Consider the following 25332-nt stretch of genomic DNA (forward strand, 5'->3'; position numbering starts at 1 on the left):
GGGCCGGGCCGCGCTCGACGCCGATCCGGCCTCCATCCCCGCCCGTCTCAGCCTGGCGCGCGTGCTGGAAGCCGCCGGCCAGGCCCCGGCCGCCGAGGCCCTGTTGCGCACGCCGCCCGCGCTCCGGCAGCCGGTGGTGATGCGTGCCCTCATCGGGCTGGTGCAGCGGCAGCGCGGCATCGAGGCCGCGCTCGCGGTCGTCGCCGACCTGCCCACCGGCGAGGCGGAGGAAGCCGCCGCCGTCGCGCTTCTTCATGGCGACCTGCTGCTGCAGGCCCGCCGCCCGCAGGAGGCGGCCGCTCTTTACGCCGAGGCCGGCGCACGCTGGCCGGCGACGCTCTTCGCGCTGCGCGAGGCCATGGCGCGCGAGGCTGCGGGCGAGAGCGCGGCCGCGCTGCGCGTCCTCGACCGCTGGCTGGACGCGCAGCCGCAGGACGCCGCGGCATTGAGCATGCGGGCGCAATTCGCTATCGCCGCGGAGGACTGGGCGCTTGCGATCCGCCTGCTTGACGTCGCGGTTCGCGTCTCGCCGCTCGATGCCGTCGCGCTGAACAATCTCGCCTGGCTTCTCGCCCGCGACGAGGCGCAGCCGCCCGAGGATCGCGCCGAGGCCCTGGCCGAGCGAGCCTACTACCTGATGCCGAACCGGCAGACGGCGGACACGCTCGGCTGGATCCTGTTCCGCCGGGGCGATGCGCGCCGAGCCGTGCCGCTGCTGCGGATCGCCGCCGCGGATGACGACCCGGCGTCGAGGCTGCGTCTCGCCCGCGCTCTGGAAGCCGGACGCGAACCGCTGGAAGCGCTTCGGCAGCTCGAGGCCTTGCCGGTTGCCGCCCTGCCGCCCCGCGATCGGCTGATCGCCGAGGCGCTTCGCGCCCAACTCGGCGCGGGGCGCTGACGATGGAAGGTCATGTGACGCCCCCGGTGGCAGCGCCGGCCAGGACGCTGCGTCTGCTCACCTTCACCACGCTCTATCCGAATGCCGGCCAGCCCAACCACGGCATCTTCGTCGAGACCCGGCTGCGCCATCTCCTGGCGGGCGCGCCTGTCGAAAGCACGGTCCTTGCCCCCGTGCCTTGGTTTCCCTTCCGCGCGGCGCGCTTCGGTGCCTGGGCGCGCTATGCCGTTGCCCCCCGGACGGAGCGGCGGCACGGCATCGAGGTCCTGCATCCACGATACCTGGCGCTGCCGCGCATCGGCATGCACACGGGGCCGGACGCGCTGTGGGTGACGGCCCGCATCGCCTTGCGGCGGCTGATCGCCGCAGGGCGATGCCTGGACGCCATCGACGCCCACTATCTCTACCCGGACGGCGTCGTCGCGGTGCGGCTGGGGCGGGAGTTCGGCCTGCCGGTGGCGATCACGGCGCGCGGCTCCGACACCAGCCTGCTGCCGCGCTTCCGCCGTCCCGGCCGGCTCATCCGCGAGGCGATCACGAAGGCCGACGCGTTGATCGCCGTCAGCGCCGGGCTGAAGGAGGGCCTCGTCGCCCTCGGCGCGGATCCCGCCAAGGTGACGGTACTGCGCAACGGCGTGGACCTGGCGCTGTTCCACCCGCCCGCGGATCGCGCGGCGGCCCGGGCCGCGCTTGGCGTGCAGGGGCCGGTGCTGCTCTCGGTCGGCCTGCTGATCCCCCGCAAGGGCCATCACCTCATCATCGAGGCGCTGCGCGACTTGCCCGAGGCGACGCTGCTCATCGCCGGGGAGGGCCCCGACCGCGCGGCGCTGGAAGCCCAGGCGCAGCGCCTTGGTCTTGGCGGCCGGGTGCGCTTCCTGGGCGCGGTGCCGCACGCCGCGCTGCCGCCGCTATACGGTGCCGCGGACCTGCTGGTGCTGGCCTCGGAGCGTGAGGGCTGGGCCAATGTCCTGCTGGAAGCCATGGCGTGCGGCACCCCGGCCATCGCTGGCCCGGCCTGGGGCTCGCGGGAAGCGATCTGCACGCCCGCCGCCGGCGTGGTGCTCGATGCCCTGACACCGGGCGCCATCGCCGATGCCGCGCGCGCCCTTCTGGCCGCGCCGCCCGACCGCGCGACGACGCGTGCCCATGCCGAGGGCTTTGGCTGGGACGAGACCACGCGCGGCCAGCTCGACCTGTTCCGCCGTTTGACAGGATGCGGCCGATGACCGGACGACGCGCGCTGCTGGTGGGCACCCTCGGGGCTGCGGCGATACCCGCCCCGGTCCGCGCCCAGGGGCGTCCGCCCTGTGTCGGCCCCGGCGATGTCGCCGGCATCGTGCTCGACGGCAGCGGTGCGGCCGCGGGCAGCATCGTCACCTTCGGCCTCGCCTTCGCCCCGGGCCAGGTGCCGCGCGGAGCGGGTCTGGCCGCCCGTCTGGCCGGTCAGGGCCCGCTGCCTGCTCAGCTCGACGTCGTGACGCGGCATCGCGACGGCTCCGCCCGCTTCGGTGTCGTCGCCCTGGCGGCGCCGGGCCTGCGCCGGGGCGAGCCAGCCGTCATCCTGTTCACGGCGTCGCAGACCCGTCCGCCGCCGCTCGACGCGCCGGCGCTGCTCCAGGCGCGCCACGCGGTCATGGAAGTCGGGCCGCCGGGCGGGCAGCCGTGGCGGTGCGATCTGCTGGCCCTGGCATCGCGGAGCCCGGGGACGGGGCAGGGCGTGTGGCAGGCTGGTCCGCTCGCCGTGCAGTCGCGGGTGACGCAGGCCGTACCGCCGGCGGCGCTCGGCGGCATTACCTCGATGCGCCTGGTCGCGGACGTGACGCTGCAGGCCGATGGCGTACTGCGCGTCGATGCCTGGCTGCGCAACGACATTGCCATGCAGCGCGGCGGCGGGCGGGCGCAATACGACATGCGTCTGCTGCTGGACAACCGCATCGCATTGAAGGCCGAAGGCGTCTCCCAGCCGCTCTACACCGGCTGGGGGCGCGCCGTGACCGCTCGGCCTAGTGGCGGGCCGGCGCCCGACCCGCCCCATGTCCGCCACGATGCGGAACGCCTCGCCGATCTCGGCGCGATAGCCCGCTACGACCGGTCCATCCCGGTTGCGGACCGGGTGCTGGAGGAATTCGGGGCGGCGGTGGCCGCGCCGGCCTGGGCGGTGCCGCTCGGGGCGCGCGGCATCACCCAGTACATGCCGATGACCGGCGGCCGTCCGGATATCGGGCCGACGACGCTGAGCCAGGCCGCCTGGCTGATCTCGAGTGACCGCCGCGCCGCCGCCTATGCGATGGGCCAGGCGGAAGCGGCGGGATCCGTCCCCTGGCATTTCTGGGACCCGGCCGCCGATGGCTGGCTCGACACGAGGCGCTGGCCGATGCTGTGGACCGACCCGCGGGGCCGCGCGCCGCCACGGGGCCTGCTCATCCAGGTGCCGACCGATACGGGATGGTCCACGGACCTCGCCCACCAGCCTGACCTGTCCTACGTGCCCTACCTGCTGACCGGCCGGCGCGCCTTCCTCGACGGGCTGCAGGCCCAGGCTGCCCGCAGCGTGATGGACTACTGGCCCGAGCAGCGGGGCTCTCCCGACCGGCCGGGCCCGGGCGAAGGCTTCAACCTGTTCCGCGACAACCAGGTGCGCGGCACCGCCTGGAGCCTCCGGCAACTCGGCGGTTCCCGCTGGGCGACGCCGGAGGGCGATCGGCACCTTGCGTGGGTCGCGGCGGCCGAGGACGGCAACTGGGCCTGGGCGCGGTCCCGCATCCCGGCCTGGACCGCCGAGCAGGGCGAGGCGCATGGCTGGTGCCCGCCGGCGGACAATGACGACGGCCGCCTCTACCCCTGGCAGCAGGACATGCTGGCCAGCACCGCCGCTGCGGCCGCACGCCGCGGTCATGCCGACGCGCGCGCGGTGCTCGCCTGGATGGAGAACTTCATCGCCGGGCGCTTCCTCGCCGGCGACCGGGGCTTCAACCCGCGCGATGGCTGCGCCTATGCGCTCGCCTACGCGCCCCCGCAACGGAACAGCCGCCCCCACGGGAACTGGGCGCGCATCGGCGCCGACACCGTCGCCCGGGGCTGGTCGAACGGTGGGGGCTGGGGCAGCAGCGCGGGCTATTACGGCTCGTGGGCCCTGCAGAGCCTCTCCGCGATGATCGATGTGCTCGGCAGCGAAAAGGCGCGGCGCGCCTATGCCTGGCTTGAGGCGGCCGCGCCGCCGGCGACGCGGCCCGAATCATACCGCACCGATCCCACGCTCAGCATCGTGCCGCGCGGCCGGCCGCGGGTGCCAGGCGCCGTACCGGCCTGTGTGCGATAGGGCCCCGTTCCTGCACCGGACGCTCCAGGGCGCAGCCGGATGGTCCTGTCGGCGGATTTTACAGTCTTCGTCGGCGACCACGACGGCAGCACCGTAAGTATCGGAAAATAAACACCTTACTATCGCGGCACGCGGCTTGCGTAACGAACGATGCGACTGGTTCGTCGGTGCTTCGGAGGGGCCGAGGTGCTGCATGGACGGGGACGGGAGAATTCGATGAAGCGGCTTGCCCTTGCCCTATTGGGGCTGTTCTGTGCCGGCCAGGCCGTGCCGGCCTCGGCGGGGCCGATGATCCTGACCCGCGTCTACGAGGACAACCAGCTCGTTGCCGCATCCTCGACGTCCGCGGGTGTTGACGCGGTCGGCGGCGTCACGTCGAGCGGGCGCTTCTACTATGGTGCCGCCGTCAGCGGCGTGCCGGTTCTCGACTCACCGTCGCTAGCGGGGGCCTCGATCGGCCTGAGCAGCCTGTTCGGCTTCAGCGGGGAGCACACGCTGACTTTCGCCTTCTCGCAAACCGGGCTGAGCAGCACGGGCGGCGGTGGGCTCCTCTCGCAGCTCCTCAGCAGCGTCAGCACGACCTTTCTGGGCTTCACCGATATGGTGAAGAGCGTGACGCTGGGCAGCTGGATGGATGCCGGCAACAGCGCCTTCGGCATGACGACGCTGATCGGGTCCCAGACCTTCACAAGTGACGGCAGCCAGAGCTTCTCCAAGAACATCTCCCTGCCGCCGGGCAGCCTGTTCTCCGAGACGATCCTGATCTCCGCGGTGTTCCGCGGCGGCGGAGCCTCGGTGGTCTCGACGGCGTCGATCAACGGCGTTTCGAGCCCGATCGTGGCGGTCCCGGAACCCGCGTCACTGCTGGTCTTCGGCACGGCCCTCCTGCTGTTCGGCTGCGCGATGCGTCTGCGCGGCCGGCGGGTGGCCGGATAGGCGCGGCCGGCAAGGCCGGCACGACAGCAGAAGCGACATCGGATCCGGGGGCGGACCATAGTCTGGGAGTGCGGCATGGCCAGCTATCTCGTGACCGGCGGTTGCGGTTTCATCGGTTCCCATCTCTGCGTCGCGCTTCTCGCCGGCGGCCACGACGTCCTGGTGCTCGACGACCTGTCGACCGGGCATCCCGACAATCTCGCGCCGGGTGCCGCGCTGATGGTCGGCGACATCGCCGACTGCCATGTGCTGCATGAGGCGATGGCGGGGGTGGATGGCTGCTTCCACCTGGCGGCCATCGCATCCGTGGAGCGTGGCGTGCGTGACTGGACGGGCACGCATCGCACCAACCTGTCCGGTACGGTCGCCGTGTTCGAGGCGGCGCGGCGCGAGAGCGAGGCCCGCGGCGTGTCCGTGCCGGTCGTCTACGCCTCCTCCGCCGCCGTCTATGGCGATCCGGCGAGCCTGCCCGCCGCCGAGACGACGCCGGCCCGCCCGCTATCGGCCTATGGCGCCGACAAGCTGGGTTGCGAGCTGCATGCGCGTGCCGGCGGCGCGGTGCACGGGCTGCACAGTGTCGGCCTGCGCTTCTTCAACGTGTTCGGGCCACGACAGGATCCGCGCTCGCCCTATTCGGGCGTCGTCTCGATCTTCTGCGGCCGGCTGGCACGCGGCGAACCGCTCGACATCCATGGCGACGGTGAGCAGACACGCGACTTCGTCCATGTCGCCGATGTCGTCGCGGCACTGGTCGCCGCCCTTCGCCGCGCTGCGCCGGACGCGCCCGTCTTCAATGTCTGCACGGGCCGCGCGACCAGCGTTCGTGACCTCGCGATGCTGCTTGGAGATGCTTGGGGCCTAACGCCGACGCTACGGTTCGGCACCCCGCGAGCTGGCGAGATCCGCCACTCGGTCGGATCGCGCACCGATACCGCCGTGCAACTCGGGCTGGCGGACACCATGCCGCTGGACCGCGGCCTCATCGATCTGTCCGACTGGTTCCGGGCGGGTCAGCCGCGCCTGGTCAGCAGCGGGCCGCTGCGCGTCCTAGAGAATGCCCAGCCATGAGACGGCCTGGATGATGACCACCCAGAGCAAGACCGACGTGACGATAATCAGCCCCGCACCCAGCGGCCACCCAACGCGGTCAACAGGAACAGAACCTGCGGCTCCGCCTACCAAGCGATCATTCGTCCGATCAACACCACTCACGATCACCTGCCTCCCCGAAAGGATTCGTCGCTCCCGCGTGATCCTTCCGATTTCAATCACACATCGTGAGATGTGGGAAGAAGATTCCGGATGCGCAAGCACCGGTTGTGCGTATCCGAGGAATGTGATGCAGAGAAGCAACATGCCGCGGCAAGTATCCCGCATCCATTGTGGAAGAGGCACCTGATGTGCGGCATCGCGGGCCTTTTCCATCCGTTTGACGGTGCGCCACCCGGCTCGCGCCGGCTGGTCCGCATGACTGATGCCATCGCGCATCGCGGTCCCGATGGCAGCGGGCTTCACCTTGCGCCGGGCCTCGGCCTTGGCCACCGCCGGCTGGCGATCGTGGATCTTGCCGGCGGCGCCCAGCCGATGTTCACCGAGGATGAGCGGCTGTGCATCGTCTTCAACGGGGAGATCTACAACCATCACGCGCTGCGCGCGCGGCTCGAGGCCGCCGGCCACCGCTTCCGCACGCGCTCGGATACCGAAGCGATCCTGCTCGCCTGGCGGGCATGGGGCGTCGGATGCCTCGACCAGCTTGACGGCATGTTCGCCTTCGCGTTGTGGGATGCGGCACGGGGCACGCTGCTACTGGCGCGCGACCGGCTCGGCGAGAAGCCGCTCGACTACGCCTGGCTGCCCGACGGCACGCTGGCCTTCGCATCGGAACCCGCGGCCCTGCTGACGCTGCCCGAACTGCCGCGGGGGCTCGACCCGGCGGCGGTCGATGATTTCCTGGCACTGGGCTACGTGCCCGATCCGGCCACGATCCATGCGGCGATCCGCCGCCTGCCGCCGGCGCACTTCATGCTGCTTCACCGGGGTCGGGATGGCGGCGGCGACAGCGCGCCCCGCCGATACTGGTCCCTGCCGACCGCGGCCGGACCCGCGCCGGATGACGCGCCGGCCGAACTCGCGGCGCGGTTGGATGCCGCGGTCCGTGCGCGGCTGATGGCGGATGTGCCGCTGGGCGCCTTCCTGTCCGGCGGCGTCGATTCCGCGGGCGTTGCCGCCATGGCCGCGCGTGCGGCCGCCGGGCCGCTCGCAACCTTCACCATCGGCTTCGAGGGTGCAGGCGACGAACGAGCGCTCGCCGCATCGGTCGCCGCCCGCTACGGGACTGCCCACACCGCCGAGCCCGGCCAGGCCGACTACGTCGCCGCCGCTGCGGAGCAGGCCGCGCTGTTCGGGGAGCCCTTCGGCGATCATTCCTCCGTCCCGACGCTTGCCGTCGCGCGGCTGGCGCGCCGCCATGTCACGGTGGCACTGACCGGGGATGGCGGGGACGAGGTGTTCGCCGGCTATCGCCGCTACCGTTGGCACAGCCTGGCGGAAGCCGTGCGACGCCATCTGCCGGCCGGCGCGCGGCGCCGCGTGCTGGGCGGGCTCGCGCGCGCGTATCCGCGCATGGCCGGCGCGCCGCGCTGGCTGCGCGCGAAGTCGACGCTCACCGAGATGAGCCTCGACAGCGCGATCGGCTACTACCGCACGATCTGCAAGATGCAGGAGGACCGCCGCCGCGGCGTGCTCTCCCGTCGCTTGCGAACCGAACTGGACGGCCACGACCCGGCGGCGCGCTTCGCGGCGCTGATGGATGAGTGCGACCCCGGCGACGGCCTGCTCCAGGCCCAGTACGCGGACATCCACACCTATCTACCCGGCGACATCCTGGTGAAGGTCGACCGGATGAGCATGGCGACGTCGCTCGAAGTGCGGCCGCCGCTGCTCGATCCCTCGCTCGTCGCCTGGGGCCTCGCGCTGCCGGCCCGCGTGAAGCTGCAGGGCGGCCATGGCAAGCAGGTTCTGCGCAAGGCGCTCGCGCCGCTGCTGCCAAGCGAATTGTTGTGGGGCCGCAAGCGCGGTTTCGCCGCCGATATCGCCGGTCAACTCCGCACCCGGATGCCGCAACTGCGCGCGCAGCTTTTGAGCGCGCCGATGCTCGACAGCGGGCTGTTCGACAGCGAGGCGATCGCGCGCCTCACCGAGGAACACGCCGATGGCGTGGCCGACCACGCGCAGCCGCTGTGGCAGCTTCTGATGTTCGCGGCCTTCCTGGATCAGCGCGAGGCTTCGCGCCCGGCCGACCCCGCGCCGGCCCTCGCGCGATCCTGACGCGCGGGGCCGGGGCGCGGCCTCATCGGAAGTTGGGGGAGGCCGGCGCGCGCCGGTCTGCGCCATTCGCCGCCGCATCGGTGCGGCGGACGACCCCGGCGTCGATCAGGCCCTGCAGCGCCTTCTGCATGACATCGACCGAATTCGCGAAGCCTTCGATCGAGAAGATCACGCGCTGGCGCAGCACGGCTCGCGGCGTGTTGTCGGGGTTCCGCTCCGTCGGCGACAGGCTCGTCAGGTCGACCCGGACGATCGAACCGCTGACGGTGATCTCGCCGATGCCGTCGGAAAAGATTTCGGGATGCATGCTGCGCTCCTTGTTCGCCCCGCGGCCATGATTCCGCGGCACACATCGGCACCGCAACAGTTTTGCGGCTCGCGGCTTACGCCGCGAGCTGCCCCTGGAAGACCACGTCCACCCAGTAGTTGGTCGAGTTCCACGAGCCGGTCGGGAACTGGCTGCCGCCATAGGCGAACAGTCCGTTGTTCCCGGCCGGCGCGGTGAGCGGCCCGCTCTCGCGCGCCTGGTTGAAGTAGCCGCCATTCGCGGCGTAGTTGCCCGACTGGGTGTGATAGGACGCGACGTAGTCGGTATTGGCCGTGATCGCGACCGGCGTGGCGAATTCCACCTGCTGCCAGCCGCTGGCCGTTTCATTGGTGAAGGTCGCGGTCTCGAGCAGCGTGCCCGTGGCCGTCCACAGGCTGCCGGTGTGCGGCCCGGTATTCTGCGCGCCCTTGTAGAAACGGATGCCGGTGATGAAGCCGTCCATGCTCGACCGGAAGCGCATGCCGAGCTCGAGCGCGCTTGGATCGTTCACGGAGGCGATGGCTGGCACGTCGCCGGCACCGAACAGGCTGGCGGAAGCTGCCGGCGCCCCCACCGCCACGGCGACGGAGGCCGTGGCCGTCCCGCCCCGCGCATCCGTGATGCCGTAGGAGAAGCCAGCGGTTCCGGTGAAGCCGGCCTGCGGCGTGAAGGTGACGGTGCCCGCCTGGGCATCGTAGGCCACGCTGCCGTTGCTCGCACCGGATACGCTGCTGAGGCTGAAGGCATCCCCGTCCGGATCCCGATCGTTGCCGAGCAGGGCCGCGACGGGCAGCACGAGCGGCGCGCCGTGCATCGTCGAGAAACCGGCGTCGTCCGTGGCCACCGGCGCGCGGTTGCGGGCGTCCATCACGACATCGACCCAGTAGTTGGTGGCGTTCCAGCTCCCATCCGGGAAGGTGCTGGCATTGCCGTAGGCGAAGACGCCGTTGGCGCCCGCCGCGGTCGCCAGCACGCCGTTGTCGTGCGGTGTGCTGAAGTAGCCGGCGGTCGCCGAGTAGTAGCCGGACGTCGTGTGATAGGATGCGAGATAGGTTTGCCCGGCCGTGATGCTGACGGGCTGCGCGAAATTCGCCTGCTGCCAGCCGCTGCCCGTCTCGGTGGTGAAGGTGACGCTGGCGAGCAGCGTGCCGTCTGCCGTCCACAGGTTGCCGGTATGCGTGCCGGTGTTCTGCGCGCCCTTGTAGAAGCGGATGCCGGTGATCATTCCGCCCAGCTCGGCGGTGAAGCGCACGCCGACCTGAACGGCCCGGCTGTCCTGCACCGCTTCCACCGTGGGGCGGTCGAGCGCATCGAACAGGCGCAGGTTGGTGCCTGGATCGACGACATCGATGCCGACCGAGGCCCCCCCCACATCGCCGTGGGCATCGGCGAGCGTGTAGCTGAAGGTCGCCGTCCCGAGGAACCCGGCGTCCGGCGTGAAGGTGACGGTGCCGGCCTGCGCGTTGAGCACGGCGGTGCCGCCCACCGCGCCCGAGATGCCCGTGATCGACAGCGCATCCCCATTCGGATCCCGGTCATTGGCGAGCAGGGAGGCGAGGGTGATCACCAGCGGCGTGTTCCCCTGCGTCATCAGACCGCTGTCGTCCATGCCGACCGGTGCGGTGTTGCCGGCGGCGAACAGGACATCGACCCAGTAGTTGGTCGAGCTGTAGCTGTTCGTCGGGAGGCTGCCGCCGCTGCTGTAAGCGTACACGCCGTTGGCGCCGCCTTCCGCGACGATGGCGCCGTTCGTGTGGTCGGCGGAGAAGAAGCCGGGCGTCGCGGAGTACCGTCCCGTCGTGTGATAGGATACGACATAGGTATCGCCGGTGACGAGCGTGACCGGCTGCGCGAAGTAGACCTGCTGCCAGCCGCTGCCCGTTTCCTGCACGAAGGTCGCGGAGGCCAGCAGCGTACCGTCGGTCGACCACAGCTTGCCGACATGCACGCCCGTGTTCTGCAGGCCCTTGTAGAACCGGATGCCGGCGACGTTGCCGTTCTGCGTCACCTTGAAGCGCATACCGAGCTCGATGGCGCCGCTATCTTCCACCGCCATCACGGCGGGCGTCGCACTCGGCTGGAACAGCGTCGTGATTGGAGGCAGGTCACGCACCTCGAGCGCGACATTCGCCTGGGATGTCCCGCCGCGGCCGTCGGAGAGGATGTAGGTGAACCCCGCCGTGCCGGCGAAGCCCGCGTTCGGCGTGAAAGTGACGGCCCGCGCCGTTGCGTCGTAGGCCACCGTGCCGTTGACGGCGCCGGAGACGCCCGTGATGGTCAGCGTATCGCCGTTCTGGTCGGTGTCGTTGCCGAGCAGACTCGCCGCGCCGAGAACCAGCGGCGTGTTGCGCGCCACGACGAAGCCGCTGTCATCCACGCCGATCGGCGCGACGTTGACGGTCACCGTCGGCTCGAACAGCACGTCCACCCAGTAGTTCGTCGCGTTGTAGGTCTGCGTCGGGAAGTTGCCCGACGCGCCGTAGGCATAGACGCCACCGCTGCCGGCGACAGAGAGCGGCCCGCTGGCATGGCCGTTCTGGAAGAAGCCCGGCGTCGAGGCGTAGTAGCCCGTCGTCGTGTGATAGCTCGCGACATAGGTCTGGCCGACCGTCAGCGTGACCGGAGTCGCGAAGGTCACCTGTTGCCAGCCGGTTGCCGTCTCGCTGCTGAAGGTCGCGCTCGCCAGCAGCGTGCCGTCCGCCCGCCAGAGATGCGCGGTGTGCACCCCGGTGTTCTGCGTGCCCTTGTAGAAGCGGATGCCCGAGACCGTGCCGCCGGTCGCGGCGACGAAGCGCACGCCCAGCTCCACCGCGCTGCTGTCGGCCGTGGTGACGAATTGCGGCGCATCTGCCGCACCGAACAGGCCGACGCGATAGGGCGGTTCCTGGACCGCGACGGTGACGACGGCCTGCGAGGTGCCGCCGCGCCCGTCCGTCATCGTGTAGGTGAAGCCCGCCTGGCCGACGAAGCTCTGATCCGGCGTGAAGGTCACGATCTGGCGGTAGTAGTCCCAGCTTACCGTGCCGTTCGTCGCGCCGGATACCGACAGGATGGACAGGGGGTCGCCATTGGCGTCGCTGTCGTTGCCGAGCAGCGTCGCCGCCGCGATCGCCATGCGCGCGCCGCGCTCGGTCCTCAGGGTCGGGTCGGCGGCGGCGACCGGGGCCGTGTTGCCCACCGCCGAGTTCGGATTGAACACGACGTCGACCCAGTAGTTCATCGCGGCCTGCACCGGCCCGCCCGGGAAGGCGCCGGCGGCGCCGATCACGCCGTTCGGCCCGGTCATCCAGTCGCTGCGCAGCCCTGTCAGCGGGCCGCTCTGATGCGCCTCGGCAAAATGGCTGCCATGGGCGGCGAGGTAGATGCCCGTCGTCGTGCTGTAGGAGGCGACATAGACGGTGCCCGCCGCAATGGTGACCGGCTGGGCGAAGTTGACCTGCTGCCAGCCGCTGCCGGTCTCGTTGGTGAAGGTCCCGGTCGCGAGCAGCGTACCATCCGCCGACCACAGCTTGGCCACATGCGGCCCGGTGTTGCGCTCATCCTTGTAAAAGCGGATGGAGGAGATGGTGCCGCTGCGCTCCGCGGCGAACTTCACGCCCACCTCGGTCGGGCCGAAGACGTGCACGACGCAGACGTTGCAGCACACCGCGACCTGCGACGGGTCCCAGTTCTCCGGCAGGGGCGGCGGCGTCTCGTCGGGCGCGAAAAGGCTGACCTGGCTGGCCTCGCCGACCGTCACGGTCCGCGCTGCGCTGGCAAAGCCCATGTTCAGGCTGTCATCGACCGAACGGGCGAGAAGCTGGTAGCTGCCAGCCTCCGGTGCCCGCCACTGGTAGGACCAGGTGCCCGCCACACTATCGAAGGTCGCCGCCCACCAGGATGTCCCGCCATCGGTGGAGACCTCGACCGCTGCGACGCGCCCGCCGATATCCGCCATGTTGCCGGTCAGCGTGACGCGCTGGCCTTCGATCACCTGCCCCGCGATGGCATTCATCGTCGAGGTCGGCGCGGTGAAGTCGATCGAGGCCGTCGCCGGCGCCAGCCCCGCCTGCAGCGTCTGCGCCTGCACGCCCATGTCGGCGAACAGGTTCACCATCGCCTGCTGGACGTTCGCGTCGGTCGGCGTGACCTCGAGGTCATGGTTGGAATCGAGGCCCCAGGACCAGTAGACGGTGCCCGCGCCGAAGACGAGCGCGCCGCTCGCCGCCCGGTACAGCGTCAGGTTGTGGGTCGCGATGCCCGGGCCGACCGAGGTGCCGTAGTCGTAAAGAAGCTGGTTCACCGCGACGGCCGAATGCGACAGCCGGATCAGCCCGTCCGGCGTGAAGGAATTGTCCGGCGCGCTGTCCCACTCGTAGCCGAGCAGGTTCCGCACGAGCTCGGCCGTCTCGCCCGGCCGTGTCTCCGCCACCTCGGTGTTCCGCCAGAAGCGGAGCTGGGTCATCGAATACGGGATCTGGATGGTGTCGAGCCGGTAGCTGTCGACGCTGAACTGCGTGCCCTGCAGCGCGTTTTCCGGTCCGTGCCCGCCAAGGGCGGGGTCGTAGCTCAGGTCGCGCCAGGTGCCGGTCCACTCGTCGCTAGGGTCGATTTTCGATCCCGCCCGTGTCTCCTTGTAGACGACCATGGTGCGGTAGTCGGTCTCGCTGCCGTCGATCGACGCTTCCCAGCGCGTCTTCCAGTAGACCGAGTTGCCGCTGAGGAAGGCCAGGCTGACGCCGGCATCCCGCGCGGCCTCGACATTGGCGCGCTGCTGGCCGGACCAGTATTCGTCATGGCCGACCGTCAGGTAGATCTTGTGGTCGAGCAGGCCAGCGCCGTTGCGCGCCGCATCGATGCCCGAGATGTAGGAGACGTCGTAGCCATTCGCCTCCAGCCAGCGGACGGCCGAATACTCCGCACCGAAGATGAAGTCCTGCGGCCCGGAATAGGTGCCGATGCTGTCCCGCGTGACGATCGGGCGGTTGTAGCTGACGGCGAAGGCGCGGCCGGGCGCGGTATCCCCGCCCGGCCCGTTGCCGCCATAGACATTCGCTCCGCCCCAGCCATTGTAGGCGTGCCAGGTGCTGTCTGCGGTCTGGAAGACGATGTCGCTCGGCGCGGCATCATTGCGGACGATGAAGGGGACGTGATTCTCCCCGAAGGTGCCGTCCTCCCGCACGAGCTTCGCGATGTAGATGCCCGAGACCGCATCCATCGGGACCTGCCAGGTATCGGTCACCGACCAGTTGCCGGCATCCACCATCCCCGTCGCGGCGTCGTACAGCGCCCCCGGCTGAAGCACGACGCCACCCTGGTGGTCGAACGTGCCCATCAGCCGCGCGCCATCGCCGCCGTAGTAGCCGAGGCGATAGATCTCGATCCGGTAGTCGCTGGTATTCGTGTTGATCTTGAAGCTGACCGTCTGCCCGAGATTGTAGCTGATGTCGGTGGTGAAGCCCTCGATGTTGTTCGAGGCGGGCCCCTGTAGGTCCCATACGCTCTGCGGCGTGCCCTGCTTCATGTTCTCGAGCACGATGGCGTTCGGACCGACCGCGGCGGCCTGAATCGACGAGCTCGACATCGTCGGCGCCTGAACCGAGAAGCTCGACATCGTCGATGCCGCCTGGAGGTCGCCGGCAGCCGGTGGCGCCTCTGATGCTGCGGCGGCCGTCATTGGCTGGAACGTCCCCGTGATGGACGCCGCCGGCGAGCTGAAGCGCACAACGTCGCTCACCCCGCGGATGAACATCTCGCCCTGCGGACTGCCAAGCGGTTCCAGACCCGGATCGTAGAGCGGGGGGATCAGGCTGGAACCGGGTGTCGTCGTGGTCGTGGACATGCTCGGTCTCCGGCGACAGGGGTCACGGCTCGCGCAGGCTCTCGTCGAGCCCGCGCAGGAGGGGGTAGGCGAAATAGGCGAGCAGGTTGCGGCGCCCGACCTGCACCTCGCCCACCAGCGTCATGCCCGGCATCAGGCGGACCGGCGCAGGCACGCCGCGCAACGCGACGTCCTCGAATGCGACGCGGCCGCGATAGGCGGTCTCGCCGCCATTCTCGCGGTCGCGCGGGAAGGCGCCCTCGCTGATCGTCCGCAGGTGGCCGTCCGTGCTGCCATGTTCCTGATAGGGAAAGGCGTCGAGCTTCAGCCGCACGCGCTGCCCGACGGCGAGCCGCCCGACATCGGCCGGCGCGATGGTCAGCTCGGCCTCGAGCACCGCGTCCGTGGGCACCAGCGTGAACAGCGCCTCGGCCTCCCGCACCACCGAGCCGACCGAGCGGGCAGCGACTTCCAGCACCACCGCATCGGTTGGCGCGGTCAGCACCACCATGCTGCGGCGCAGCTCCGCCTTCGCGAGCTCTTCCTGGCTCGCGTCGCGCTCGGCGCGGACGCGCACCAGTTCCTCGAACATCTGCTGGCGGAGATCCTCGAGGAAGGCGCGGCGCTCGGCCTGGATGCGCAGCACGTCGTGGGCCAGCTCGTCCAGGTTGGCCCGCTGCCGTTCCAGCCGCCCCTCCAGGTCCAGCCGGCTGCTCCGTGTCTCCAGCAGCGTGACGCGCGAGCCGGTCTGGGTCGCGAGCAACTGTGTGCGGATGCCTTCCAGCTCACGCAGCACATCCAGCCGTACGGCCATCACCTCCTGGTCACGCTGGCTGGTCTGGATGGAGGCCTGGGTGGAAGCGATGCGCGCGTCGAATTCGGCGAGCCGCGCACGGCGGAAGGCGCTGCGCTGCGCGAAGGCGGCAGCCTGCAACCGTTCCTCGGCATCGGCCCCGGGCCCCGGGGCGTAGTCGCGCCCGTCCAGTTCCGCTTCCAGGCGGGCGGCGAGCGCCCCGCGCGCCGACAGCCGCCCGCGAAGCTGCGCGAGGTCGGCCGCCGCGAAGGTCGGGTCCAGCGTGGCGAGGGTCTGCCCGGCGCGCACCACGTCGCCCGGTGCGACATTCAGGCCGCGGATGACGGAGGTCTCGAGGGGCTGGACGACAAGATTCGGCGTCGTCGCCGTCAGCCGTCCGGTCGCCACCACCACGCGATCCACCTGGGACAGCGCTGCCCAGGCCACCGCCGTCACGATCAGCCCCGCCGCGGCGTAGAGCACGAGCCGCGCCGGGGAACGCGGCTGCTGCTGGACCAGCGCGGAGGCGTCCGGCTGGAAGGCCGCCATGCGCGGCGGCGGGGGAGGGGAGGGGTCCCGCCCCTTGCCGCCATCGACGGTGCGGAGTTCCGGGGGGGTCATGCCGCCACCCGCATCTGCTGGTTCCACAGCGCGCGGTAGTCCGTGCAGCGCTGCAGCAGTTCCCCGTGCCGCCCGACATCGACCACCCGGCCGCGATCCATCACGAGGATGGCGTGGGCATCGACCAGGGTGGCAAGCCGGTGGGACACGATGAGAACCGTCCGCCCTTCCGCGATGCGGCGCAGGTTGCGCCGGACGATGGCTTCGCTCTCCGGGTCGAGCGCGCTCGTCGCCTCGTCCAGGATCAGCAGTCGCGGCCGCGTGATCAGGGCGCGCGCGATCGCCAGGCGCTGGCGCTGCCCGCCCGAAAGATTCTGCCCGCCTTCCTCGATCTCGGTGTCGAAGCCGCGTGGCAGGCGTTCGATGAACTCGTCGGCGCCGGCCAGCCGCGCGGCCTCGGCGATCTCCTCCGGCCGCGCGTCCGGTCGGGGGGCCGCGATGTTCTGGCGCACCGTGCCGCGGAACAGGAAGTTCTCCTGCAGCACCACGCCGGTCGCATGGCGCAGATGCGCGAGGTCGAATTCGCGGATGTCGTGCCCGTCGATCCGCAACACGCCCTCCTGGGCCGTGTGCAGGCCCTGGAGCAGCTTGGTCAGGGTAGACTTGCCCGACCCGCTGCGCCCGACGATGCCAAGCACGCCGCCGGCCGCGATCTGGAAGCTGACATCGTCCAGCGCCGGCGCCGCGGTGTTCGGGTAGCGGAAGCTGACGCCCTCGAAGGCCAGGGCGCCGTCGATCGGCGGGGTGATCCCCTGGCCACGGCCGGCGCGTTCCGGCTCCGCCCCCATCACCTCTCCGAGCATGCGCACGGACATGGCGACGTCCTGGTACTCATGCGCCATGCCGACGAGCTGCAGCAGCGGCCCGGAGACGCGCCCGGCCAGCATGTTGAACGCCACCAACGCGCCGATGGTCATCTGACCGTCGAAGACGAGCAGCGCACCCAAGCCGACGATGGCGACCATCATCGACTTCTCGAGCAACCCGGTCGCGGATTGAGCGAGCGCCGAGACCTTCTCGACCTCATGCCGCATGCGTACCGCGCCGGCGGACCGCGCATCCCACACCTGCCGCTGCCGTGGCTCCATGGCGAGCGACTTCAGCGTGCGCATGCCGTGCACGCTCTCGACCAGCAGGGCCTGTCGCTCGCCCTCCGCCCGGTGCAGGGCGGCGAGGCGTCGCCGGAACGGCCCCGAGACCGCGCCGATCACCAGTGCAGCCACCAGCGCGAAGCCGAGCACCACCAGTGCCAGCCGCGCGCTGTAAAGGAACAGGATCGGCAGGAAGACGAGCAATGTCATGCTGTCGAGCAGGGTGAGGAACATCCGCCCCGTCAGGAATTCCCGCACCCGCCCGGCCTGTTGCAGGTGCCGCACCACGACGCCGGCGGGCATGCGCTCGAAGAAGTCGATCGGCAGCCGCAGCAAATGCGCGAAGGTGCGCGTCGTAATGCGGATATCGACGCGGTTCGTCGCGTAGATCAGCAGGTAGCGCCGCAGGAAGCCGAACACCGCGTCGAACACCAGCGCGAGCAGCACGCCGACCAGCAGGACCTGAAGGGTGGCGTAGCTCTGGTGCACCAGCACCTTGTCGATCACGATCTGGAAGAAGATCGGCACCGACAGGCCGAGCAGGCAGAGGAACAGCGCGGCCAGCGCGACCTCCCCAAACAGCCGGCGTTCCCGGAACAGCTCCGGCACGAACCAGGCGAGGCCGAAGCGCGGTGCCTCCTCCGCCAGCGCGGCGGGCGTGACGAGCAGCGCCTCGCCGGTGAAGCGCTCCTCGAAGCGGGATCGCGGCACGCGCAGCACCGTCTCGCCGGCCAGCGGGTCGCGCACCAGCGCGGCCTCCTCGTCCTCCTCCGCCGCGACGCCGAGCACCACCACCCAATTGTCGTTGTCGAGCCGGCCGAGCACCGGATGGGTCGGCGGCAACGCCCGCAAATCCGCCCATGACAGGGTCGTGTGTTCGAGGCGAAGCCCGATCTCGCCGCCCACGCGGATCATCATAGCAGCCGGGGTTTCTCCCTCGCCAAGCGTGTAATCACGGCGCAGCCGTTCAACCGAAAGATGCATGCCGTGATGGCGTGCGACATCGGCGAGGGATTCCAGTGACGTGATGCGTGGCGGGTCCGGCATGGTATTATGCGATTCTTTACACTTCTTCTGTTGCGTTTCACGGTAATGGATATGTATTGCTTGAAACGGTTCGTGACTGCAAACCGAATCATAGGCGCGTGTGCGAGAAGTGATATCGTTACGTGTATAGAAACGAATATGCCCCCCGCCGCCTCCCGGTGACCGTGCTGTCCGGCTTCCTCGGCGCGGGGAAGACGACGGTGCTGCGCCATCTGCTCGACAACGCCGGCGGTCGGCGCCTCGCCGTCCTGGTCAATGACATGGCGGAGACCAACATCGATGCGGCGCTGCTCGATGCCGGCGGGGCCGCGGGGCGCGGCAGTGGCGACATGGTCGAGCTGACCAATGGCTGCATCTGCTGCACCCTGCGCGAGGAGCTGATTGCCGAGGTCGCGGCACTCGCCCGCTCCGGCCGCTTCGATGCGCTGGTGATCGAGAGCACCGGCATCAGCGAACCGATGCCCGTCGCCGCAGGCTTCGAATTGCCGCTGCCGTCCGGCGACGCGCTGGCGGATATCGCGCGGCTCGACACCATGGTCACTGTCGTCGATGCGGACGCGTTCCTGCGCGACTATTGCAGCCGCGACAGCCTCGCCGATCGCAGGCTGGGCAACGGCGCGGCGGATGGGCGCCATCTTGTCGATCTGCTGACCGACCAGGTGGAGTTCGCGGACGTCATCCTGCTGAACAAGGCGGACCTCATCCCGCCGGAGGCGCTGCGCCGCCTTGCCGCGCTGATCGCCGCGCTGAACCCGCCCGCCATGATCATCCCCTGCGTCGGCGGGGCGGTGCCGCCGGCATCCCTGATCGGCACCGGCCGCTTCGACGCCGCGCGCGCCCGCGCCGCGGCCGGCTGGCAGCGCGCGCTGGCCGGCGAGCACCCGCCGGAGAGCGAGGAATTCGCGATCGCCTCCTTCGTCTGGCGTGCTCGCCGGCCGTTGCATCCGGCCCGCATCGCCGCGGTGCTGCGCGCGCCGCTGCCCGGCGTGCTCCGCGCCAAGGGCGTGCTGTGGCTGGCGAACCGCCACGATTGGGCGGCGCAGTGGCATCTGGCCGGCGGCCAGCGTCGCCTGACCCCCGCCGGCCCCTGGTGGGCCGCGCGGCCCCGCGCAACCTGGCCCCAAGGCGACGCCTGGCGCCGATGGTTCGGCGGTCAGTGGCAGGAGCCGTGGGGCGACCGGCGACAGGAGATGGTCTTCATCGGCCAGGCCATGCCGCGGGCGGAGATCGTCGCCGCCCTCGACCGCTGCCTGATGACCGACCACGAGATGGTCACAGGCCCGGCAGGTTGGCGCGACCTCCCCGATCCGTTCCTGGCGTGAGCCCCGCGGCGGGTGGACGCCATCGCTGGTCCGTGCCTTGCTTGACCCGGGAGATGAGATGACCCGGGGGCCGATGGCCGATGAGCCAGGCGTTGTTGCAACTCGACGAGGTGGTGAAGCGATTCCCGGTCCGCGACACGCTGGGCCGCCGCGCCGGCGCCGTGCATGCGGTGGACGGCGTCTCCCTCGCCGTTGAGGAAGGCGAGACCCTCGCCATCGTTGGGGAGTCCGGCTGCGGCAAGTCCACCCTGGGCCGCCTGATGCTCAACCTGATCAGCCCGGACAGCGGCACCGTCCGTTTCGGCGGGGAGGATCTGGCGCGGCTCTCGGCCGGCGCGCTTCGCGCCCGGCGGCGCCACATGCAACTCATCTTCCAGGACCCCTTCGCCAGCCTCGATCCGCGCATGACGGTCGAACAGGCGGTGGCGGAGCCGCTCCGCCTCCACGGCATCGTCCCGCGCAGCCAGGAACGCGCGCGCGTGGCGGACCTGCTGTCCCGCGTCGGGCTGCGGCCGGAACTCGCGCGCCGCTGGCCGCATGAGTTCTCCGGCGGTCAGCGCCAGCGCATCGCCATCGCGCGCGCGCTCGCCTCCCAGCCGAAGCTGATCGTGGGGGATGAGCCTGTCAGCGCGCTCGACGTCAGCGTGCAGGCCCAGGTGGTGAACCTGCTGTCGGACCTGATCCGCGACCTCGGCCTGACCTTCGTGCTGATCAGCCACGACCTGGGCGTCGTGCGCCATGTCGCCGACCGCGTCGCCGTGATGTATCTCGGCCGCATCGTCGAACAGGGGCCGGCCGAGGACGTGCTGACCGATCCCCGGCACCCCTACACCCGCGCGCTGCTTGCCGCCGTGCCGGGCCACGGGACCAAGGCACCGCCGATCGAGGGGGACGTGCCGTCGCCGATCTCCCCGCCGCCCGGCTGCCGTTTCCACACGCGCTGCCCCTTCGTCGAGGATCGCTGCCGCGTGACTGTGCCGTTGCTATCCGCAGCGCCGCACGCCGTCGCCTGTCACCTCGATGGCCGCCTGCCGCCGCCGGCGCCGCGCCCCGGCCGCCTTGCGGGTGGCGAAAGGCTGCGTCGCCTGCAATCCTTCTTCCGGGCCCCGAGCCCACAACCGGGAGTGCCTCAATGAAGAACACGATCCGCGCCGCGCTGGCCGCCGCCGCGTTGCTGGTTCCCGCTGTCGTGCAGGCCCAGAACCTGCGCATCGGCCTGCGCGAGGACCCCGACATCCTCGATCCGACCCTGTCGCGCACCTATGTCGGGCGCATCGTCTACATGGCGCTGTGCGACAAGCTGTTCGACATCAACGAGCGGCTCGAACCCGTTCCCCAGCTCGCCACCGGCTTCCGCTGGGAGAACCCGACGACGCTGATCGTCACCCTGCGGCCCAATGTGCGCTTCCATGACGGGGAAGCGATGGACGCCGAGGCGGTCCGATACTCCATCAACCGCCACCTGACCATGCAGGGCAGCTTCCGCCGCAGCGAGATCTCCGAGGTGGATCGCGTCGAGGTCGTCGATCCGCTGACCGTGCGCTTCGTGCTGAAGACGCCTTCGGCCTCCTTCATCTCAGCGCTGACCGACCGCGCGGGCATGATCGTCAGCCCTCGCGCCGCGGAGGCCGCCGGCCGCGACTTCGGCGCCCGCCCGGTCTGCGCCGGCCCGTTCCGCTTCGTCGAGCGCGTCGCGCAGGAACGCATCGTCGTCGAACGGTTCCCCGAATACTGGGACGCGGCGAACATCCACTTCAACCGCGTCACCTACCTGCCGATCCCGGACAACACGGTGCGCCTCGCCAACCTGCAATCCGGCGCGGTGGAGTTCGTCGAGCGGATGGAGCCCGACGACATGACCACCATCAGCCGCAACCGCAACCTGCGGGCCGTTGCGGTGGATGAGCTCGGCTACCAGTCGCTCGCGATCAACGTCGGCAACGGCGAACGCGCGAACACGCCGCTCGGCCGCGATCCGCGGGTGCGCCAGGCGCTGGAACTTGCGATCGACCGCGCCGCCATCAACCAGGTGGTCTATGAGGGGATGTACACGCCGACCCGGCAGCCTTTCCCGCCGGCCAACCCCTTCCACGTCCGCGCCTTCGCACCCACCGAACGCAACGTCGACCGCGCCCGCGCCCTGCTGCGGGAGGCCGGGGTGACGACGCCCTTCCCGGTGGAGCTGACGGTGCCGAATAACCCGGACCTGCGCCAGGTCGGGGAGGTGATCCAGGCCATGGCCGCCGAGGCCGGCTTCCAGATCACCCTGCGGGCCATGGAGTTCGCCTCCTCCCTCCAGGCCGCGACGCGCGGGGAGTTCCAGACCTACCTCGTCGGCTGGTCCGGCCGCGTCGATCCGGACGGCAACATCTACACCTTCACCCGCACCGGCGGCGGGCAGAATGACGGCCGATACTCCAACCCGGAGGTCGATCGCCTGCTCGATGCCGCGCGCGTCGAACTGGACGTCGACGAGCGGAAGGAGTTGTACGCCCAGGCCCTGCGCCTCGCCTTCGGGCAGGACATCGGCCGCATCTACCTGTGGCACCGGAAGAACATCATGGCGCACACCGCGCGGCTGTCCGGCTACCGGCCGATTTCGGACGGCATGATCCGGCTGCAGGGCATGCGGCTGCAGTAAGTGGGCATCTGGCTGCTGCGCAGGGTGGGGCAGATCGTCCCCACCCTGCTGATCCTGTCCTTCCTGATCTTCGGGCTGCAGCAGCTGATGCCCGGCGACCCGGCTATCATCCTGGCCGGGGAGGAACGCGGCGACCCGGCCGTGCTCGCCCAGATCCGCGCCGAACTCGGGCTCGACCGCCCGGTCTGGCAGCAATACCTGATCTGGATCGGCAAGGTGCTGACCGGCGACTTCGGCTTCTCCTGGCGCATCCGCGTGCCGGTGTCGGAACTGATCCTGACGAAGCTGCCGGTCACATTTCAGCTCGCCACCATGGCCTTCATCATCGCCATCCTGATCGGCGTACCGCTCGGCATCGTCTCGGCGATCCGCAAGGACACGCCGGCCGACTGGGCGGCGAACGGCACTGCGCTGTTCGGCATCTCCACGCCGAATTTCTGGCTTGGCATCATGATGATCCTGCTGTTCAGCGTGGAGCTCGGCTGGCTGCCGCCCTCGGGCTACGTGCCGTTCTTCGAGGACCCGGTGCAGTCCCTCGCCACCACCATCATGCCGGCCTTCGTGCTCGGCACGAACGTCGCGGGCGTGCTGATGCGCCATACCCGCGCGGCGATGCTGACCGCACTCTCTCAGGACTATGTCCGCACCGCGCGCGCCAAGGGTCTGGCGGAGCGCGTCGTCGTCTGGAAGCACGCGCTGCGCAACGCGCTGATCCCCGTCGTCACGCTAGGCGCCATCGAATTCGGCCGGCTGCTCGCCGGCGCGGTGCTGACGGAACAGATCTTCACCATCCCGGGCTTCGGCAAGCTGATCGTCGATGCGGTGTTCAACCGCGACTATCCGGTCGTGCAGGGGGTGGTGATGGCGACGGCGCTGATCTTCGTCCTGCTCTCCCTGCTGACGGACATGCTGTACATGGCCATCAACCCGCGTCTGAGGCAGGCATGAGCTCAGCGATGGGCCATCTCGCACCGGGGGAGGGGACGGAAGAGGATCTCATCACCTGGCGGGTGCCGCCCGGCTCCTGCCCGAGCTTCGCGCTGGACACCACGATGGCGCTACGTCGGCACGGGGTGCGCGGCGAGCGCGTCGTCGTCGTGCTGCTGAAGGATGCGATCGGTCTGTTGGGCAATGAGGGCCGCGACAGCATGATTCCGCTCGCCCGTGTGGTGGGGCTTCGGGTCGGCGTGCTCCATGTGCAGCGCCGCGACGAACCCCAGCTGCGGCTGTTCCTCCGCGATCCCGCCGAGACCTTCCTGCTGCGCCCGTTGCCCGACGCTTCCGACGCGGTGGCGAAGGGGTTCGGCTATGCCGGCTTCGTGCGGGGGCTGGCCGCCCGGCTCGCAGCATGCGGCCGGCAGGACGGCATCGCGACGGGATCGGGCTGGGGGTGGGCAATCCTCTCCTGTGCCGTAGCCGGGGGCATGGCCGCCACCATGATCACGGTCTGCCTCGTCACCATGCTATCGCCGGAGCAGGGGGGCGATCGCTGGATCGCGCCCCTGGTCACGGGGGGCCTGGCGATCTGGCTAAGCTGGCTCGCCTTCCGCTGGTGGGCAGCGCATTGGCCGCGGCGCATCCGCCGGATGGCCGACCTCGAACGCGGGCTGCCGCGGCCATGAGCGCCACATCCCCCGCCGTCGCGACCGCAGCCGGGGAGAGCCCAGGCCGTCGCGCCCTTCGCCGCTTCCTGCGCCACCGCCTGGCCGTCTTCGGCCTGGTCATCGTCGTCGCCTTCATCCTGGTCGCGATCCTCGCCCCGGTGATCGCGCCCTATGACCCGCTCCAGACCTCCTGGTCGCGCATCCGTCGGCCGCCGTCCTGGGAGTTCTGGATGGGCACGGACGAGAACGGTCGGGACGTCCTCTCCCGTGTCATCTGGGGTGCGCGGGCGTCGCTCATGGCCGGCGTCGTCTCGGTACTCGGTGCGCTGGTGATTGGCGTGCCGCTCGGCCTGCTGGCCGGACTCGCCGGCGGATGGGTGGACGCCATCATCTCCCGCATCGCGGATGCGATGCTGTCCGTGCCGTTCCTGATTCTCGCCATCGCGCTCGCCGCCTTCCTCGGCCCGGCGCTCGAGAACGCGATGCTCGCCATCGCAATCACTGCGAGTCCCGTCTTCGTGCGCCTCTCGCGTGGCATGACGCTCGACGCGAAATCCACCGACTGGATCGAGGCCTCCCGCGCCCTCGGCAACCCGCCCTGGCGCACCGCCTTCGTGCATGTCCTCCCCAATATCATTCCCCCGCTGCTGGTGCAGGCGACGCTGGCCATCGCCGAGGCGATCATCGCCGAGGCCGCGCTCTCCTTCCTCGGCCTCGGCCAGCAGCCGCCCGACCCGTCCTGGGGGTCGATGCTGAACTCGTCCCAGCGTTTCCTCACCCAGGCACCCTGGCTGTCGATCTTTCCCGGGGTTACCATCATGGTCGTTGTCCTGGCCTTCAACCTGATGGGCGACGGGTTGCGCGACGCGCTCGACCCCCGCTCCGAGAAATCATGATCGAACTCCGGCAAGCTCCCGCCGCCCTGCCGCGCGGCCGACGTCTCTACGTCATCGGCGACATCCACGGTTCCATCGCCAAGCTGCGGGACCTGCATGGGCAGATCGCGGCCGACCTGCGCGCCCGCCCGGTCGGCTCGGCGCTGCTGCTGCATCTCGGGGACTACGTGGACAAGGGCGGCGACAGCCGCGCCGTGGTGGACTACCTGCTCGACGAGGACCCGGTACCGGGCGTCGAGATGCTGAACCTCACGGGCAACCACGAGGAGACCATGCTCGCCGCGCTCGACGGCGACGGCGCGGCCGCGGCCGACTGGCTTTGGGGCGGCGGGCGCGCCACGCTCGATTCCTGGGGCATCGCCGGAGACGCGACGCAGGCGACCTGGCCCGACCACTTCACCGCGCCGCAGATGCGCTTCTTCCGCCGGCTGCATTTGCATCACCAGGAAGGCGGGTATCTCTTCGTCCATGCCGGCATCCGCCCCGGCATCGCGCTGGAAGACCAGTCGCGCGAGGACATGCTGCGCATCCGCCACGACTTCCTGGGTTCGGAACGCGACCACGGCATGGTGGTGGTGCATGGGCACACCGCCGGCTTCCAGCCCGTGGTCCGCGACAACCGCATCTGCCTGGATACCGCGGCATGGTCCGGCGGGCCGCTGACCTGCGGCGTGTTCGAAGGCGACCGGGTCGGCTTTCTCCAGGCGTGACGCGGCGCACGCCGCGCCAC

17 protein-coding genes and 1 pseudogene are annotated in these 25332 nt (G+C 70.3%); 13 read left to right on the forward strand and 5 right to left on the reverse strand.

Annotation, left to right across the window (positions count from 1 at the left end; genetic code table 11):
• From GXW78_RS17635 to GXW78_RS17655, 5 genes and pseudogenes are all read left to right on the forward strand, one after another.
• Positions 1 to 898, forward strand: a pseudogene (locus tag GXW78_RS17635) (hypothetical protein); the annotation flags it as partial.
• Between the two features lie 14 nt (positions 899 to 912).
• A complete protein-coding gene (locus tag GXW78_RS17640) occupies positions 913 to 2124 on the forward strand; it encodes a glycosyltransferase (RefSeq protein ID WP_338147773.1) in 1212 nt (403 codons plus the stop codon).
• The gene (locus tag GXW78_RS17645) at positions 2121 to 4217 is read left to right on the forward strand and encodes a hypothetical protein (protein WP_211870163.1); all 2097 of its coding nucleotides are present in this window, start codon (positions 2121 to 2123) and stop codon (positions 4215 to 4217) included. The genes GXW78_RS17640 and GXW78_RS17645 overlap by 4 nt, the downstream gene beginning before the upstream one ends.
• A 216-nt stretch (positions 4218 to 4433) precedes the next feature.
• Positions 4434 to 5153, forward strand: a complete 720-nt coding sequence (locus tag GXW78_RS17650; RefSeq protein ID WP_211870164.1) for a PEP-CTERM sorting domain-containing protein — start codon at positions 4434 to 4436, stop codon at positions 5151 to 5153.
• Positions 5154 to 5228: 75 nt separating this feature from the next.
• The gene (locus GXW78_RS17655; RefSeq protein WP_211870165.1) at positions 5229 to 6221 is read left to right on the forward strand and encodes an NAD-dependent epimerase/dehydratase family protein; all 993 of its coding nucleotides are present in this window, start codon (positions 5229 to 5231) and stop codon (positions 6219 to 6221) included.
• Here the strand turns inward: GXW78_RS17655 and GXW78_RS17660 are convergent.
• Positions 6201 to 6641: a hypothetical protein gene (locus tag GXW78_RS17660; RefSeq protein ID WP_211870292.1), complete on the reverse strand. Its 441-nt coding sequence runs from the start codon at positions 6639 to 6641 to the stop codon at positions 6201 to 6203. The genes GXW78_RS17655 and GXW78_RS17660 overlap by 21 nt on opposite strands.
• Here GXW78_RS17660 and asnB point away from each other — a divergent pair.
• The gene (gene asnB / locus GXW78_RS17665) at positions 6552 to 8480 is read left to right on the forward strand and encodes an asparagine synthase (glutamine-hydrolyzing) (RefSeq protein WP_211870166.1); all 1929 of its coding nucleotides are present in this window, start codon (positions 6552 to 6554) and stop codon (positions 8478 to 8480) included. The genes GXW78_RS17660 and asnB overlap by 90 nt on opposite strands.
• A gap of 22 nt (positions 8481 to 8502) precedes the next feature.
• On the opposite strand, the gene GXW78_RS17670 is transcribed toward asnB, so the two are convergent.
• The 4 genes from GXW78_RS17670 to GXW78_RS17685 form a co-directional block, all read right to left on the reverse strand.
• Positions 8503 to 8787, reverse strand: coding sequence for a hypothetical protein (locus tag GXW78_RS17670; RefSeq protein WP_211870167.1), 285 nt, complete (start codon positions 8785 to 8787; stop codon positions 8503 to 8505).
• A gap of 76 nt (positions 8788 to 8863) precedes the next feature.
• The gene (locus GXW78_RS17675) at positions 8864 to 14608 is read right to left on the reverse strand and encodes a DUF4082 domain-containing protein (RefSeq protein ID WP_211870168.1); all 5745 of its coding nucleotides are present in this window, start codon (positions 14606 to 14608) and stop codon (positions 8864 to 8866) included.
• Between the two features lie 22 nt (positions 14609 to 14630).
• A complete protein-coding gene (locus GXW78_RS17680; protein ID WP_211870169.1) occupies positions 14631 to 16001 on the reverse strand; it encodes an HlyD family type I secretion periplasmic adaptor subunit in 1371 nt (456 codons plus the stop codon).
• Positions 15998 to 18139: a peptidase domain-containing ABC transporter gene (locus GXW78_RS17685; RefSeq protein WP_211870170.1), complete on the reverse strand. Its 2142-nt coding sequence runs from the start codon at positions 18137 to 18139 to the stop codon at positions 15998 to 16000. The genes GXW78_RS17680 and GXW78_RS17685 overlap by 4 nt, the downstream gene beginning before the upstream one ends.
• 158 nt (positions 18140 to 18297) lie before the next feature.
• Between GXW78_RS17685 and GXW78_RS17690 the strand changes: the two genes are divergently transcribed.
• The 7 genes from GXW78_RS17690 (at position 18298) to GXW78_RS17720 (ending at position 25312) form a co-directional block, all read left to right on the forward strand.
• Positions 18298 to 19461: a GTP-binding protein gene (locus GXW78_RS17690; RefSeq protein WP_338147774.1), complete on the forward strand. Its 1164-nt coding sequence runs from the start codon at positions 18298 to 18300 to the stop codon at positions 19459 to 19461.
• An 80-nt stretch (positions 19462 to 19541) separates the two neighbouring features.
• Entirely contained in the window at positions 19542 to 20597 is a 1056-nt protein-coding gene (locus GXW78_RS17695; RefSeq protein ID WP_211870172.1) for an ABC transporter ATP-binding protein, read from the forward strand.
• Positions 20594 to 22102 (forward strand): ABC transporter substrate-binding protein, encoded by a 1509-nt coding sequence (locus GXW78_RS17700; RefSeq protein ID WP_211870173.1) that lies wholly within the window; start codon positions 20594 to 20596, stop codon positions 22100 to 22102. The genes GXW78_RS17695 and GXW78_RS17700 overlap by 4 nt, the downstream gene beginning before the upstream one ends.
• Positions 22103 to 23050, forward strand: a complete 948-nt coding sequence (locus tag GXW78_RS17705; protein WP_211870174.1) for an ABC transporter permease — start codon at positions 22103 to 22105, stop codon at positions 23048 to 23050.
• Positions 23047 to 23724 (forward strand): hypothetical protein, encoded by a 678-nt coding sequence (locus tag GXW78_RS17710; RefSeq protein WP_211870175.1) that lies wholly within the window; start codon positions 23047 to 23049, stop codon positions 23722 to 23724. Before GXW78_RS17705 ends, GXW78_RS17710 begins: the two co-directional genes overlap by 4 nt.
• Positions 23721 to 24602, forward strand: a complete 882-nt coding sequence (locus tag GXW78_RS17715; RefSeq protein ID WP_211870176.1) for an ABC transporter permease — start codon at positions 23721 to 23723, stop codon at positions 24600 to 24602. Before GXW78_RS17710 ends, GXW78_RS17715 begins: the two co-directional genes overlap by 4 nt.
• A complete protein-coding gene (locus tag GXW78_RS17720) occupies positions 24599 to 25312 on the forward strand; it encodes a metallophosphoesterase (RefSeq protein WP_211870177.1) in 714 nt (237 codons plus the stop codon). Before GXW78_RS17715 ends, GXW78_RS17720 begins: the two co-directional genes overlap by 4 nt.
• Positions 25313 to 25332 lie beyond the last annotated feature (20 nt).

This window comes from Neoroseomonas terrae (genome assembly GCF_018129025.1).
In the GTDB taxonomy this organism is placed as follows: domain Bacteria; phylum Pseudomonadota; class Alphaproteobacteria; order Acetobacterales; family Acetobacteraceae; genus Neoroseomonas; species Neoroseomonas terrae.